The organism is Candidatus Falkowbacteria bacterium, from assembly GCA_018674305.1.
GTDB lineage: Bacteria > Patescibacteriota > Patescibacteriia > UBA11705 > JABHMO01 > JABMRF01.
Window position 1 is genome coordinate 1 of record JABHAL010000012.1, and the last position, 14323, is coordinate 14323.

Below are 14323 nucleotides of genomic sequence, written 5' to 3' on the forward strand. Positions count from 1 at the left end.
AACAAATTTTTCAAAAATATGTCGCCTAACTCCTTTTATGCGAAGTTATTGAAGTTCGCATAAAGGTTGTGCTATAATTAGAGCATAAAAGGAGTTGAATGGCCCTCTTTTAGCTATTCATATATACCCTATGATTATAACAGATCAGAAAATAAAATCAAAGCAGTTGGATACGTTATTAAATTTAAAAAATCAGCTTAAATTGCGAAACTATTCTCCAAAAACATGTAGTGCATACATTAATATAAATATGCGTTTCTTGGAGTGGCTTGGTAAGTCTCCAAAGGTTGTAAATAACAATGACATAAAGAGATATTTAGAGGATTTACGCCATCGTGGTGCTAGCGCTTCTACTTTGAGTGTTAATTTAAATGCACTAAAATTTTATTATCAGAAAGTATTAAAACGAAAGTTTTTTGTTGATATTAAACACCCAAAAAAACCGCAGACATTGCCAGTTGTATTAAATTTAGGTGAAGTTTCTATCCTGTTAAATGCTGTGACTAATCAAAAGCATCGTTTGGCTTTAAGTTTAATGTATGGTAGCGGTTTAAGAGTGGCGGAAGTAGTGAAACTAAAAGTTAAAGATTTGGATTTTGAACGAAAAACAATTCACATTAAGTCAGGAAAGGGAAACAAAGATAGGATTACGATCTTATCACCCAAACTTGTTAGGGTATTGAAGGTTTTTTTGATAAATAAACAAGCCGAGGATTACGTCATTGCCGGTAGGCATGAGAGAGCGCTTTCAACTCGATCATTACAAAAAGTTTTTGCGCAAGCATTGAAAAATTGTCAAGTTAAGAAGTCCGCAACGTGTCATAGCTTGCGCCATTCGTTCGCCACTCATTTACTGGAAAATGGAACTGATATTCGGTATATTCAAAAATTATTGGGGCATAAAAAATTGGAAACTACACAGATTTACACTCAAGTAACCAATAAGGCGTTGGAGAATTTAATTAGTCCGTTAGATTTAATTTAGTCAAAATGAATCTCAATAAATTACAAAATAAAGGTATATTAATGTGCGCTAAGTACGCTTTCATGCCGAACAAACTTCAATACTGCGGTGGTGATCAGAACTCCGCTCTTTTTGAATTGACCGTAACCAATGATTCTCATTCCAGCTTGAATCATGCTTTGACTGAATTTGAAACACTCTATCCTTATTTAAAATTAATTGCTAAATCAAATAATATTCGTGATCCGTTTGATTATCGTGTAGTTGAGGCTTATTGGATTGGTAATGATTTGCTTAAAAATGTGAAGATGAAAGGTTTATATAATCATTTTGTGGATCATTTGCATTTGAAAAAGAAATTAACTTCTCGGCAGTTTGAATTGATGGTTGGTAAAATTCCAGCTGGTGCTTTACCGCATCATAGTTTTCACGTGTTTAACATTTGGTTGCGAACCGGAAAAGCGGCTATGGCGCACACAGTTGAAACCATGGATCAGTGTCGAATTTCTTGGGGAAAAATTGTTAAAATTAAAGATTCTGAATTGGTTGTCAATTCTCCATGTTTAACTCTTGATAATTACCAATTACAAATTACGAATTACGAATTACAAAATATAGTTTACAAAATGCTCGACGAATCATTTATAAAAAATCCCCAAATCGGAGATTGGATTTCCTTTCACTGGGGTTGGGCGTGTGATAAATTAACAAAAGCTCAAGTAAAAAATTTAGAAAAGTATACTTTGCATAACCTTAAGCTTGCTCAGTAAGAGTGGTATACACACTTAGAATAACTGGCTACGAGAACTTAATTTTTTTTGTTTAATTTTACACAATACTACTGTTTGGTGTTCAATTGCTTTACACTAAACCTTGACAAGGTGTTAAAAATGTGCTATACTGTAAGTGTCTGAATATTGAAGTTAAATTGCGGAGGATGCTATGCATTATTGGACAGCAATTTTCATCGGTTTGTTCCTACTCGTTGGCTTTGGCCTTTACACAGTAGTAGCAACCTATTCGGAGAGTGAGTATCGTGAGTACGTTTCCGCAATTCACAGTGCGGAAGACGTGGCTGATAAGGCTGTGTCAAAGAAGTGTTCCAAGGGAGATCGCAGTTGTCGAGATTACGTTTACTCGAAGGTTTTTTCTTCAGAGTCGGCGGACATTCATCTCGGGACCTGGGCAGGTCTTGGAGAGTCGATTGTGACTGATCGTACCCCGGAGGGAGGGCTAACTGAGAAAACCGTTCTCTATTGGTTTTGTGTAATTGGTTCTGCCTTCATGTTGATGATGGGAATTGCGAGTTTCGGGGTCATACAGATGATTCGTTCTCCGGCGGAGGAGTCAGTAAGCTAAGTATTACATCAAGGACGTTTCGAGCATCTTCGGAGCGTCTTTTTTGTTGGATGAAAAATACACTATTCACAATCTAAAACTTGGAAACTAAAAAATAGGCTTTTTCATGAGCCTATTGTATTATTTATTTTTGTTTTTCCTTGTTTGTTACATTTTAAGTAGTGTTCCAACAAAATACGATACCACAATAACAAATACCGCTATAAATAAATGTTCAGCAACAACATTGATGGCCTTTTTTTTATTTGTTTTGGCAATATAAAAGCTGAATAAACTAATAGCAACAAGTGCCCAAACTATACTAATTATCACAGCAGTTGTTAGTGTGAATAATAATATTGGGATTATAAAAGTTAGTGCAAAAATAAATTTTGTTGCCAGGGTTGAAATAGTTGCAGTCCAGATTGCTTTGTTTGATTTTTGGTTTGTAGCTTCTTCTGAAATATGAATCCCCAGAGCATCTGATAAACTGTCAGCAATCGCAATAGTTAGTATACCTGCAAGCACAATTGTTTTATCACCAGTACTAAAAGCCAGACCGATGATTAGTCCTAGAGTGGTGATAATTCCAGTGGTTAATCCAAAACCAAAACCTTTTTTTATTGAGTTTTTCATATATTATGAATTTAATCGCCAATAGGCAAAGTTCAAAATTGTAGCAAACCCTACCCACGCGATATATGGTAGCATCAAAATGCCGGCCCACAGGTTGGTTCTCCAGAAGTTTATAGTTGTTAAAATAATGAAGATTAGTAAAGCAATAATTTCAATCAAAGCAAACCAAGGATTATGTAGACCAAAGAAAAGGAATGACCAGAAAACGTTCAAAACAAGTTGAGCTACAAAAAACAAAAGGCCAAGCTTGGCTTTTTTAAATTTATTTTCCCAAGCAATGAACAAGGCTATGGCCATCAAAACAAATAAGATTGTCCAAACCGGCGCAAAAACCCAGTTTGGTGGTGCAAAACTTGGTCGAGTTAGGTTTTGATACCAGGAAGTAATGTTTGACGTTGTAAATACGGAACCGATTAAACCGGCCAGTTGGCAAACTACAATCATTAAGAATAGGCGAGCTGCTTTGGGGATGAACATAGATTATATATTTAATTTATGATAATTTAATCGTTTTAAATTCTTTTCAATATCAGCATAGCTCTTGCCGCAAATCATACCACCGGCATAAAGTTTTATTCAATAGTATAAACCTGTTATATTATTTCTGTCTTGTTCCCATTTCTCAGGATTGATTTTAATGTAATGTCGAATGTTTTCCAGCGATTCCTGACTGCGAATTATATGATCGTAAAATCGCGGTTGCCATTTAAATATGTTGTTGGGGTGTTGTTGGTTGATCTGGAAGGTGCATCCACCTTTGTACCAACGAATAATTTCACCTATTGTTTGTTTGCCCATGGGGTTATATTGCCCCGTTACGCCACCACGGTCATTGTTGTTCGTAGAGACGCGATTAATCGCGTCTCTACCCTTGTGGGGCAATATTCGTACAATCACATGTACATGGTTGGGCATAACAATATGTTCATCCAGTTCGGTGAAATTAAAATGTTTGGGAATGTTCAATAAATTTTTTTGGATAATTTTGCCAAAATTATTTAAAATCATTTTTTGGTTTTTGATTTTGCCGAAAAACCAAATGCCTTTATGTGTGCAAATGGTTATAAAATAAAATGCGTCCCATCCATAATTCCAATCTTTTAATCGAAGGGTTTTGGTGCGGTATTTGTTTTGAAATAATTCGGACACATTAAAACACTTTTTATTCAATCGGCTCTAATAATTTTTCCAATTTAGCAACCGCTTTGTCTTCATCAGCAATTCCATCAACCGCTTCAAAAACCATTTCTCGTGAAAAGCCTTTATCGTCACGAAGATCATTTGCTAAACGAATTAATTTGCCAAGGTTTGGGCCAGGTTTGAAACCAAAGGCTAACCAATGACGACCTTGGGTTAAATCTGCTGGTCGACTGTCTTCAACTTCTAGCTCCCGAGCGCGGGTTAGCAACCATTTTCCTGCTGGGTAGTTCATCGGATCAAGCATAAGTTGTTCTGGTACTTCAGTATTACCAAATTCGCCACGACCAAGATGGTCTGACTCAGAAACTAAAACTAATTCTTGAATGGTCGCGGGGTGAAGTCGTTTAGCCAGCCGGCGGATCGCTCCGTCTTTGATATGGTTCCCTCGAACAGTTTCTTCAATATAAAATAAGGTTGGAGTTAAATGTTCGCCGACCAATTTAACAACCTTATCTCTTGTTAAATTATCTACGCCAAGTTGGGCCAAAAACTTTTTGGTTGGTTCAATTCCGGCTTTGTCGTGTGCATGAGAGATAATTTTTCCATCTTCTCTGGTTTCTGTTGTTGCTGGTTTTCCAAGGTCATGGCAAAGTGCAGTTAATAAAAGAGTGAATTTTTTTGCGTCATCTAATTCTTCACGACGTGCAATTTTCGCTGCCTCGTCGATAACCATTAGAGTGTGAATCCAGACATCACCTTCCGGATGCCATTCAGGCTCCTGAGGAGTTTCTCTGAGTGGTGGCAACTCAGGGTGTATTTCTCGGAGAATGCCCAGGTTCATTGCCGCCGCAAGACCGAGCGATGGCTTTTCTGATTTGAGCAATAATTTTTTCCATTCTTCTAATATTCTTTCTTTGGATAAATCTTTAACTAACGGAGCCATTTCTTGCAGAATTGGCACAGAATCTTTATCAACTTCTAGCCCAAAGCGTCCAATGAATTGCATGCCCCGGAGAACCCGTAAAGGATCATCTTTGAAAAGTTCATTATCTGTAATTTTTAGTTTTCTGTTTTTAATGTCTTCCAGCCCGCCAAAAGCATCAAAAATTTCACCGGTCAAGGGATCCGCGCAAATTGAATTCATGGTAAAATCTCGACGTTTAGCAGCCTCTATGATAGACATGTTTGGATCAGCTTCAACTGAAAAATCTTTATGACCTTTACCTGTTTTTGAGTCTTTTCTAGGTAAAGATACGTCAATATCCAGACCTTCTTTCGGGAAAAAAACTTTCAGAACTCCAAATGCTTCACCAACTTCAGAAACTTTTCCTATTGGAGTTAAAATCTTTTTTATTTCTTCAGGTTCAAGTCCGTAAATTTCTATATCATAATCTTTGGGAATTGTACCCATCATCATATCGCGAATACTACCGCCAACTAAAAGGACTTTGCCACCAGAAGCTTTAATCGTTTCTGCAATCTCCAAAACTTTTTTATAAACGGTTGCGTAATCATCCAGCCCGCGCTCTTTTAAAATATCTAAATATTGATCACCAATAGGTATTTTTTCTTTGGCAATAATTTTTTTGTCTTCTGATTTAAGTTTGTATTCTCCGCTTGTCGGTTGGGGTTCTTTGTTCATAAGATTTTTTAGTGAGTATTGAAGTTATGATTTGTGTTTAATTTTACCAATCAACATATGTACAAAGTTAATTATCAGCCAAGGAATCATTAATAAATAAAGAAAGCAGACTACAGTTAAAAAGAATGATTTTTCACTATGCTTCCAGAGTAGAAATCCGTCACCCGCTACCATTGATAGTCCAACAGTAAATAGGATTATTGATCCAATAAGGATTAAGACTTCAGGAGAAAAACCTTTCTGAATTGCTACGCCAGTATCTTGATGTAGCAGAATTGGTGATGGGATAATTAAAAATATTAAGACGATAAGAGTGATTTTTAAAATGCTCGTTTTTTGGTAGCGCTTCATAATCAATTTGAGCTTTTTAAGAAATTGTTGATTAATTTAACATCGTGCAAATCTTTGTCTCTTCCCATTGCCTTTTTCCAGGCTAGAACATGTTTTAGTTTAACAAAACGTAGGCCTTGAAATTCATCGGCAGTATCAATCAATTCAATAATGTCATTGAACCAAGGTTTCCATTGTTTATATATTTCGATGTTACCAATTTCGATCCGATATGGTTTATCCTTGTCGGGAGTGAATTCTTTAATCAATTCTTGCCATAGTTCAGGTTTAACAATAAGGTCAATATCACCCGCTGGTCTTATGTTTCGGACAGCCATTGGTCCGCTTCCAAATATTGCAAATTGATCGGCTGGAAAATTTAATTGTTTGAGTTTATCAAGGTCCATAATTATTTTTCTACAGACACGAAGTCGCGCAAGGTAAAGAATCCTGTCTCGTTGGATGAGCCACCATTTTCTGGGCGTTCAGAGTGATACTTGACCACCATTTTAACTGTGTCAAAAGTTTTTAAGTGATTGAATGTCGCGCGCTGGTCATAATTAAAATTGATGATCATTCTGGTTCGGTCAGTACCTTGTTTTTTGTCAGTTATAATAATATAATTTACGCCCGTGCATTCTTCTTGCGATGAACAAGGACGAAAATAATCAACGTAACCTTTAATTATGAAGTGTTTGTCCACTAGTTCCTCTTTGTTTTTGAGGAATTTTTCAAGAGTATAGGTTTTTGATTTTTCTGCACAGCCGGTCAAAGTAAAAACGAGCAAAATTAAAACAAAACCAGCAATAAATTTTTGCATAGTGTTTATAATAGATAAGGGGGTAAAGGAGATAATCTTTTTATTAAAATTATTTTCTTCTCCCTTTTTTTTAATCTGATCTAATTATACCAAATATCAGCAAAAATGAGTATAGGGTTGACAAAAAATAAAAAATGGGTTAAGGTTAAATGTTCAAAAAGTATATATAATTTTACTAGGGAGGCTAAAATGGGTAAATTTCTGGATACCTTAAGGCATACTTTAAAGAAAAAGTTTATTACAACAGATTCCCATATCACAGCTTTGGTTCTTGAAGCTGATGATGTAATGGTTGATGGTCGTAAGGCCAAGCGTTTTGTGCTGCTTGAAGCTGCGACCGATGCCATTCACGGCGCGATTGATTTTGATTGCCGTGATTATCGGCCGGGTAATGTGCTCAGTATTCACCTTTCTAATAAACAAAAGTTCAATCTGTCTTCAACTCAGAGTTGGATTCAGCATCCCAAACGTAGTGTTCGGGTAACTGTGAGTTATCGTCAGGCACGAGGGATTACTTTTGTCGGAAATTATGATGTCTTTAACAAGTAGTTGCAAGGAGACACAATGAAGCCAGCAAAGAAGAAAGCAAAACCACCTTCAAAAACCTATTGGTTTGTCAGTTATCTATTACGAACCGTTGGGGGTGATTATCTGGACATTAAGAATATATACGCTGAATTCAACGGAAAAGAATTTGAGAAGAAACGTTTTGAAGAAGAAACAGCGAAGTTCTATTCAGATTGTATGATGTTGAAGGGGCTTACTTGTACGGTTGTCAACTTTCAGCGAGTGAGTGCAAAGCATTATGCTCTGAATAATTAAAAACAATGCCTGAGTTGTAATAACAGCTCAGGTTTTTTTGTTGGATTTTTGGACCAACCCTATTTATAGGGTTTTATAATATATAGCCCGGGGTTTTCAACCCCGGGCGGCTTAGTGAGTGAATGTATCATTTCGGTAAGATGAAACGATTTATAGCGTTTTAATTTTGGGTGGCATTGTAAATTAGGGAGAAATATTATTCACCAACTGGGACGCCTGGGGTTAAAACCCTCAGGCTAGCAATTATAAAGCCCCATGAATGGGGCTGAGATTATAACAATATGACAATTTAACAATATAACAATTTATTTTAACTGTTCACCTCGATAAAAATATAATGCTAATAAATCTTTTTCTTTAATTCGTTTCACCGGTTCAATGTTTGGTAAGGGCCAAGCTTCAGTGATAACTTGGCAGTCATTTTTTACTTTATGTTTCAAAGATTTTATTAGTTTCGGATAACTGTCTGCTAAAAGAAAAATAAAAATTGTGTCAGCATCATTTAATTTAGTTCTGAAAATATTTCCAAATTTAATTTTGGCATTTTTGAATTTAAGTGCTTTTATTTTGGCAACAAGAAAAGGAATAACGGCAATTTCAACTCCGACAAAATTAGCTTTTGGAAAAGCTTTGGCTAAAGGAAAAATAACACTACCAGTTCCGCAACCTAGGTCGTAAATAGTTTGACTATCTTTGATGGAAATATTTTTTAATAAGTGCTGAATTTGTTTTTTCTTGGTTGGAACAAAAGGCGCAGCTGACAGCCCGCCAATGAAGAGAAGGATTAGAAAAAGGATAGCAATCAGGATGTATAAATAGAGCATATAAGTATAATTATCAATTATCCAAATAATAAGTATCAATTAAGTTCAAATTTGCAAATTGCAATTTCTAAAGTTGTCTTTGAGTTTTGGGTATTTATGTTTGTTGTTTAATTGTCACTTGTGGAATTGATCATTAAGGCTATTGTACCACAAATATATGATTGACTTCGCTTTTCGTAAATGTTAAATTGTGTTTAATCGGTTCTTTAACTTGATAGTTAAGAAAATGGAGGGAGTTATGAAGAAAAAAACTGTACCTATTATATTGATGGTTGTTGTGGCCATTCTCATTGTGCTTTTTGCAACTTTTTCTCGGGATAGACAACAAACAGATCCAATAGGAGAAACTGTTGCTGTTAGCAACAAAGAAGCACCTTTAAATGCAGTTTGGCAAAACAGTTTTTGGCAAAGTCCGAACACAGGTAATTGCTACGAATTGGTTGTTGTGATAAACCATGGTAACGGTAGCATTGTTGGCGCTGGTGTAAACAAGGTTGATAATAAGTTTTGCGAAAAATGAATTCAAAAAAGTCTGATTTAACTGAGTCAGACTTTTATAATTATCATTTTTTGTTTTATTATCATTTCCCAAATTATTTAAGTTTAAGAAATATTTCTGAAAAATTAATCCATTTGACCTTGAAAACGTAACACCAAGCGCGATGAATTTGCCAAATTAAAAAGTAAAGCTTGGTCATAGGTAATTGTATTAGAAATTTCACTGTTGGTAAAGGGATTTTCCAGCCAACGGCAATAGAAAAAAGATGGTGCAAATTGATAAATTGCCTTTTTAATTTTGGTTTCAAGTTCAAAACGCTAGTTTGGTAATAGGATTCATCAGGTTCTTGGTTGGATAGAAGGTTGTTTTTTTTGCAAAAGGCCCATAAGTCAGTCATGGGATAAGGTTGAAAAATTGAACACCAGGCATAGTCAGGTCGGCATTTTTTATTTAATTCAATAGTTTGTAAAGCATCGGTGATTGTTTCAGTTGGTAGGCCGACCATGTTTTGAACATAAGTTTTTAATTTGTATTTTTTTAATAATGAAGATGCCATTAAAATTTGTTGATCAGAAGTGTTTCGTTTTAACAGATCTTGTCGAATTTTTGAATTACCGCTTTCAATGGCGTATAAAACTGTTTGACAGCCGGCGGTTTTTAATGTCGAGACTATGTTTTTAGTTAAATTGTTAACTCGCGTATGTACAATGAAGGGAAGTTTGATTTGTTGACAGTATTGTTTGAAAAAGTTTGTACACCAGTTTTCGTCAGTCACAAAATTATCGTCTAAAAAATGAAATCGTTTAGGTTTAAAATTTTGTTTTAAGTGAAGTAATTCTTGTAGAACATTATTTGGACTACGTCGGCGAACCGGATTTTGGTTGGGATATAGTTTTTTGTAAACATGATTAAAGCAGTATGTGCAGTTAAAGGCGCAACCGCGGGAGGTCATGATTTGTCGGCGTTGCATTTTTCGGTAAGCTGGGTAAATGTTAATCAATTCTCGGTCTGGAAAAGGTAGGTCGTCAAGATCTTGAATTAACGGTCGAAGTTCATTCTTGAAAATTTGGTTGTCCTGCTTAACCCAGAGATTCTGAATATGTTTCACTCTGTCGTTCGTGTGGAGGAGATTGGCTAATTCCAGCAATGCTTGTTCTCCCTCCCCCCTACAAATAATATCTACACCTTCTTGATTTATAAATTCTGGGAAAAAGGTGGCGTGAGGACCGCCAAAAACAGCTGAAAATTTTTGCTGTTTTTTTAGCTTCAGATTTAATTGTTGATAAAAACGGTGGCGGCCGGTGGTGATTGAATAAGCAATAATGTCTGGTTGAAGTTGCTTAATTTTGCTTAAGTAGTTTTTTTCTAATTCTAAATCAACAAAATGGCACTGGTGGCCATTTTGTTTTAAATAAGCTGCCAAGCTCATAATGCCCAGCGGTTCGAGGTATTCAAATTTGTAGATGAAAAGGATTCTCATTTTAAGAATTATTTTTAAGTAATTTTATTGTAGCATAATCAGGGAGGTGGCCCAAGTGATTGTTTTATGTTTAATGTTCCATGTTTTATGACTTTATGTTATAATTTTAACAAGAAATGGAGAATATCCTTGACTTTTTGTGGTTGATGTGATATACTTCTCAGTTATAAGTCCAAAGGTAAAAGGTTAAAATATTTGTTAGGAAACTTATAATCAGAGATTTTATTTTGGACTTTTACCTTTTGACTTTTACCTTAAACTATGAAAGTAGCTTTTATCGGACAAAAAGGAATTCCTATGAAGTTCGGCGGAGTTGAAAAACACGTCGAGCGATTATCAGTGGGCCTAGCCAAGCGGGGGCACAAAGTTTTTGTTTACGCTCGGCCATGGTATACACCGAAGCGATTAAAAAAATATCAGGGTGTAAATATTCTTAATATAAAATCTATTAGAACCAAAAATCTTGATGCTATCAGTCATACTTGGCGAGCATCTTGGCATGCAGTTAGAAACAAATACGATATTATTCATTATCACGGAGTAGGTCCTTCTCTTTTGGCTTGGATCCCACGAGTATTTTGTCCCAAGACCAGAGTAGTTATTACTTTTCATTGTATTGATCGTAAACATCAGAAATGGGGCTGGTTTGCACGCTTTGCTTTATATCTTGGCGAATTAACAGCTGTGAAATTTGCTCATGACACAATTACCGTTTCTAAAGTTTTGCAAATGTATTGTAGTGATAAATATAGTTCCAATACGGTTTACATTCCTAATGGTATTGAGTTGCCAAAGAAAGTAGCTATTAATCAAGCTAAAAAATTTAATCTAAAAAAAGATGAATATATTTTGTTCTTATCTCGTTTGGTAAAACACAAAGGCGTACAATATTTGATTGATGCATATGAACAAATTAATACAGATAAAAAGTTAGTTATTGCTGGTGGTAGTGCCTTTACTGATGATTATGTTAAACAAATAAAAGAACAGGCCAAAGATAATCCAAATATTATTTTTACTGGTAATGTTCAGGGTGGCAGTCGTTTGTGGCAGGAATTATATTCTAATGCATCTCTAATGGTTCACCCATCAGAGAGTGAAGGTTTACCAATCGTGGTTTTGGAAGGTATGAGTTTTGGTTTACCAATATTAGTTTCAGACATTCCAGAAAACATGGAAGCTATCTCTGGTGGATTTGGTTTTTCATTTGAAAATAAAAACGTTCAAGATTTAAAAGATAAATTACAGTACGTATTAGAATGCCCTGAACTAGCTAAAAAGGTTGGTCAGGATGCTCGCGTGCATGTCGATAAAAATTATAATTGGAAAGATATTGTGCTTTCAGTGGAGAGAGTTTACGAAGATGTGATTCACGATCATGCTCAGAATAAAAATTATAAAAAGATTCATTGTATCAATTGTTAAGAAAAATTACCAATTCTTCAAGCACCAAATCCTAATTAAATTTCAAATCCTAAATCTCAAAATGCAAAATTTACTTTAGAACATTTGAATTTGCGATTTTGAATTTCAATTAGGATTTGAAAATTGATTAATTGATTATTTTTTAAGAGAGTTTACAGAGGCTCTTTTTTTGTTTGGCTTGACACAGATAGATGTTTATGTTAAGTTTAATTGTCAGTTAGGACAAAGGGAGGATTGTCATGAGAAAGGTTAAGGTTTATCTATTTTTAACTGAGTCTCCGGTGATGGGAGCTTTCAAACAATCAATAGATCTTTTTTCTGTTGTTGAGTTTGTTCCAGATTTGACCCAAGCAGAAGTTGTTGTGTCTACACATTTGGATGATTTAAAAGAGCTGTATGAACAAGGTAAGTGGTCTGTTCTTTTGACCGGTAAACGTCAACAGGTTCCATCCAACGATCGATTAGTAGTTCTTGAAATGGTAACCGCTCTGGCCGGATTTATGGGTTTGATGGCAAAGATTGATGGTGAAGAATAATTGATAAAAACAAAGAGCGTGGCTCATGGCCCGCTCTTTTATGTTTGAGAAAGGTTAAAGTAATTTTAAATAATCCAATCCTAAATAGCCAGTTTCTACATCAGTCAATTCCCCTTTTCGTAAATGTTTACGAAATTCATCCAGCGACAGTTCAACAACTTCGGCGAATTCCATAGGGTCCAATTTTTGTTCCTGTTTTTGGAAGCAGTTCTTGGCTACGAAATTATGTTTAATTTGATTGGAATAAGCACATTCATAATTGGTGCCTACAAATTGAAATTCTCCAGTGTACCCAGTTTCTTCTAGGAATTCTCTTTTGGCTGCTTCGGTTGGATCTTCTCCTTCTTCTACTTGTCCACCTGGAATTTCCAGTAGAGTTTTTTCCATCCCGGGCCGAAATTCTTCAACTAAGATTACTTTATTTTCTTTAGTTAATCCAAGAATACAAACAACTTGCATTTCATCTTTAATATCAAATTCATGCGTTTTGCCGTTGGGCAATTCAAAAGTCTTCCGGATCAGCTTTCTGTAGCCAGAATCAAAGATTGTTTCTTGTTTGAGTTTTTTCCAGGGGTTAGTCATTTGGGTTGACAAAAGGGGAAATAGTTTGTTGTTATATACAGTGCTTTGAATAAAAGTAGTTTTCTCAAGTTAACTGATTCGAGGAGGAGATTATGTGGGAAGAAATTAGAAATGGACCTTCAGTGCAAGGTGATTGCGCGGTCTTATCGGGTCGACTGAAAGTGCCTGGTGGGTGGCTTGTTCGAACGATTGTCAGCAGATATAAGTCTGGCGCGGACGTCGAGCAGACCTTTGTGGCTGATGCTGGGCATGAGTGGAAGTTGGAGGTAGGAGAGGAGTAATCTGTTTATTGTTGAAGATGATTCATTGGTAGTGATGTTGTTTTTTCTTAAATTGACAGGAGTTTTCTGAATGAACATTTCACATCTTGACAAGGCTCAGGTTTTGGCGGCATTGTATAACAATGCAAAGGTTCAGGGTCAAGGAGCACTTCGTGCCGATTCAGATCGTATGACGGAAGAGGAAGCACGTGGGTTACTGGCGTCTGGTCAGACATACTTCGACTATATCAAGGACCGAGTTATGAAAGTTGACCTTTCGGGGGATGACTTTAATACACGGTTGTTCAATCGTGACAATGGTGAAAACGCAGCTGAGGAAATTCTGTCAGCTCTGAGTTAAGTAATTCTCATAATACCAGGTTCGTAAATATGCGGACCTGTTTTTTATTTCAAATTAAAATGATTGTCTCCAGCCGTATAACCTGTACTCCAAGCTACTTGTAGATTATATCCACCGGTCGGGCCGTCGATGTCGAGAATTTCGCCAGCTAGGGATAGATTATCAATTATTTTTGACTTCATGGTTTTTGGATCAACTTCTTTTAGGTTAACGCCACCGGAAGTTACAATTGCTTTTTCAAAGCCGACTAGGCCAGAAATGTTAAGTTCAAATTCTTTTAGTAGTTTTAGTAATTTTTTCCGCTCATCTTTGGTGATTTCGTTTATTGCTTTGTCAGGTTCAATTTCTGAAAGTTCAATTATAACAGGAATGAGCTTTTTGGGTAGTAGTTTATCTAAACTGTTTTTGAATTGCTTATTTTTTTGTTCTGCGAAATCTCTTAAAATCCGTTTATCTAAAGTCGGATAATCCAGCGCTGGTTTGAAGTCAATTTTGATTTGAAGCTTTTTGTCCAAATTTTCAGTAACTTTTTTACTTAAATCAAGTATAATCGGCCCACTCAGGCCATTGCCAGTGAAAAGCGCTTCACCAAATTCAGAAGCTAACTTTTTTCCTTGTCCTGTACCGGAACGAAGTGACTGGTTCGGGGGTGCCCACAAACTAA

21 protein-coding genes are annotated in these 14323 nt (G+C 35.8%); 10 read left to right on the top strand and 11 right to left on the bottom strand.

Going from position 1 to position 14323, the window contains the following annotated elements; all coding sequences use genetic code 11:
- Nucleotides 1–130 precede the first annotated feature (130 nt).
- From HN643_04495 to HN643_04505, 3 genes are all read left to right on the top strand, one after another.
- The gene (locus tag HN643_04495; protein ID MBT7500899.1) at nucleotides 131–985 is read left to right on the top strand and encodes a tyrosine-type recombinase/integrase; all 855 of its coding nucleotides are present in this window, start codon (nucleotides 131–133) and stop codon (nucleotides 983–985) included.
- Nucleotides 986–1047: 62 nt separating this feature from the next.
- Nucleotides 1048–1734: a hypothetical protein gene (locus HN643_04500; protein ID MBT7500900.1), complete on the top strand. Its 687-nt coding sequence runs from the start codon at nucleotides 1048–1050 to the stop codon at nucleotides 1732–1734.
- A 172-nt stretch (nucleotides 1735–1906) separates the two neighbouring features.
- Nucleotides 1907–2323: a hypothetical protein gene (locus HN643_04505; protein ID MBT7500901.1), complete on the top strand. Its 417-nt coding sequence runs from the start codon at nucleotides 1907–1909 to the stop codon at nucleotides 2321–2323.
- Between the two features lie 147 nt (nucleotides 2324–2470).
- Here the strand turns inward: HN643_04505 and HN643_04510 are convergent, their stop codons facing one another.
- From HN643_04510 to HN643_04540, 7 genes are all read right to left on the bottom strand, one after another.
- Nucleotides 2471–2938: a hypothetical protein gene (locus HN643_04510; protein MBT7500902.1), complete on the bottom strand. Its 468-nt coding sequence runs from the start codon at nucleotides 2936–2938 to the stop codon at nucleotides 2471–2473.
- Nucleotides 2939–2941: 3 nt separating this feature from the next.
- The gene (locus HN643_04515; GenBank protein ID MBT7500903.1) at nucleotides 2942–3415 is read right to left on the bottom strand and encodes a tryptophan-rich sensory protein; all 474 of its coding nucleotides are present in this window, start codon (nucleotides 3413–3415) and stop codon (nucleotides 2942–2944) included.
- Between the two features lie 99 nt (nucleotides 3416–3514).
- Nucleotides 3515–4087 carry a transposase gene (locus HN643_04520; GenBank protein ID MBT7500904.1) on the bottom strand — a complete coding sequence of 191 codons (573 nt, stop codon included), beginning with the start codon at nucleotides 4085–4087 and terminating at the stop codon, nucleotides 3515–3517.
- 13 nt (nucleotides 4088–4100) lie between these two features.
- Nucleotides 4101–5720 (bottom strand): CCA tRNA nucleotidyltransferase, encoded by a 1620-nt coding sequence (locus tag HN643_04525; protein ID MBT7500905.1) that lies wholly within the window; start codon nucleotides 5718–5720, stop codon nucleotides 4101–4103.
- A 24-nt stretch (nucleotides 5721–5744) separates the two neighbouring features.
- Complete coding sequence (locus tag HN643_04530; GenBank protein ID MBT7500906.1) at nucleotides 5745–6071, bottom strand: hypothetical protein; 327 nt, start codon at nucleotides 6069–6071, stop codon at nucleotides 5745–5747.
- A 2-nt stretch (nucleotides 6072–6073) separates the two neighbouring features.
- The gene (locus HN643_04535; GenBank protein ID MBT7500907.1) at nucleotides 6074–6457 is read right to left on the bottom strand and encodes a hypothetical protein; all 384 of its coding nucleotides are present in this window, start codon (nucleotides 6455–6457) and stop codon (nucleotides 6074–6076) included.
- A 2-nt stretch (nucleotides 6458–6459) separates the two neighbouring features.
- Complete coding sequence (locus tag HN643_04540) at nucleotides 6460–6870, bottom strand: hypothetical protein (GenBank protein ID MBT7500908.1); 411 nt, start codon at nucleotides 6868–6870, stop codon at nucleotides 6460–6462.
- A gap of 189 nt (nucleotides 6871–7059) precedes the next feature.
- On the opposite strand from HN643_04540, the gene HN643_04545 reads away from it, so the two are divergent.
- Nucleotides 7060–7419, top strand: coding sequence for a hypothetical protein (locus HN643_04545; protein ID MBT7500909.1), 360 nt, complete (start codon nucleotides 7060–7062; stop codon nucleotides 7417–7419).
- Between the two features lie 15 nt (nucleotides 7420–7434).
- Nucleotides 7435–7692, top strand: a complete 258-nt coding sequence (locus HN643_04550) for a hypothetical protein (protein MBT7500910.1) — start codon at nucleotides 7435–7437, stop codon at nucleotides 7690–7692.
- 305 nt (nucleotides 7693–7997) lie between these two features.
- Here the strand turns inward: HN643_04550 and HN643_04555 are convergent, their stop codons facing one another.
- A complete protein-coding gene (locus HN643_04555; GenBank protein ID MBT7500911.1) occupies nucleotides 7998–8516 on the bottom strand; it encodes a methyltransferase domain-containing protein in 519 nt (172 codons plus the stop codon).
- 238 nt (nucleotides 8517–8754) lie between these two features.
- On the opposite strand from HN643_04555, the gene HN643_04560 reads away from it, so the two are divergent.
- Nucleotides 8755–9036, top strand: coding sequence for a hypothetical protein (locus HN643_04560; protein ID MBT7500912.1), 282 nt, complete (start codon nucleotides 8755–8757; stop codon nucleotides 9034–9036).
- 73 nt (nucleotides 9037–9109) lie between these two features.
- Here the strand turns inward: HN643_04560 and HN643_04565 are convergent, their stop codons facing one another.
- On the bottom strand, nucleotides 9110–10495 hold the full coding sequence (locus tag HN643_04565) for a B12-binding domain-containing radical SAM protein (protein MBT7500913.1): 1386 nt from the start codon (nucleotides 10493–10495) through the stop codon (nucleotides 9110–9112).
- Nucleotides 10496–10756: 261 nt separating this feature from the next.
- Between HN643_04565 and HN643_04570 the strand changes: the two genes are divergently transcribed.
- On the top strand, nucleotides 10757–11920 hold the full coding sequence (locus tag HN643_04570; protein ID MBT7500914.1) for a glycosyltransferase family 4 protein: 1164 nt from the start codon (nucleotides 10757–10759) through the stop codon (nucleotides 11918–11920).
- Nucleotides 11921–12159: 239 nt separating this feature from the next.
- Nucleotides 12160–12456, top strand: a complete 297-nt coding sequence (locus HN643_04575) for a hypothetical protein (protein ID MBT7500915.1) — start codon at nucleotides 12160–12162, stop codon at nucleotides 12454–12456.
- 54 nt (nucleotides 12457–12510) lie between these two features.
- Here HN643_04575 and HN643_04580 read toward each other — a convergent pair whose 3' ends face one another.
- Nucleotides 12511–13038 carry an NUDIX hydrolase gene (locus tag HN643_04580; GenBank protein ID MBT7500916.1) on the bottom strand — a complete coding sequence of 176 codons (528 nt, stop codon included), beginning with the start codon at nucleotides 13036–13038 and terminating at the stop codon, nucleotides 12511–12513.
- 92 nt (nucleotides 13039–13130) lie between these two features.
- Here HN643_04580 and HN643_04585 point away from each other — a divergent pair, with 92 nt between their 5' ends.
- Together HN643_04585 and HN643_04590 are read left to right on the top strand one after the other, a co-directional pair.
- The gene (locus HN643_04585) at nucleotides 13131–13319 is read left to right on the top strand and encodes a hypothetical protein (protein MBT7500917.1); all 189 of its coding nucleotides are present in this window, start codon (nucleotides 13131–13133) and stop codon (nucleotides 13317–13319) included.
- A 70-nt stretch (nucleotides 13320–13389) separates the two neighbouring features.
- Nucleotides 13390–13659, top strand: coding sequence for a hypothetical protein (locus HN643_04590; protein ID MBT7500918.1), 270 nt, complete (start codon nucleotides 13390–13392; stop codon nucleotides 13657–13659).
- A gap of 44 nt (nucleotides 13660–13703) precedes the next feature.
- Here the strand turns inward: HN643_04590 and HN643_04595 are convergent.
- Nucleotides 13704–14323 (bottom strand): aminoacetone oxidase family FAD-binding enzyme (locus tag HN643_04595; protein ID MBT7500919.1); only part of this gene is annotated, 620 nt, incomplete at its 5' end.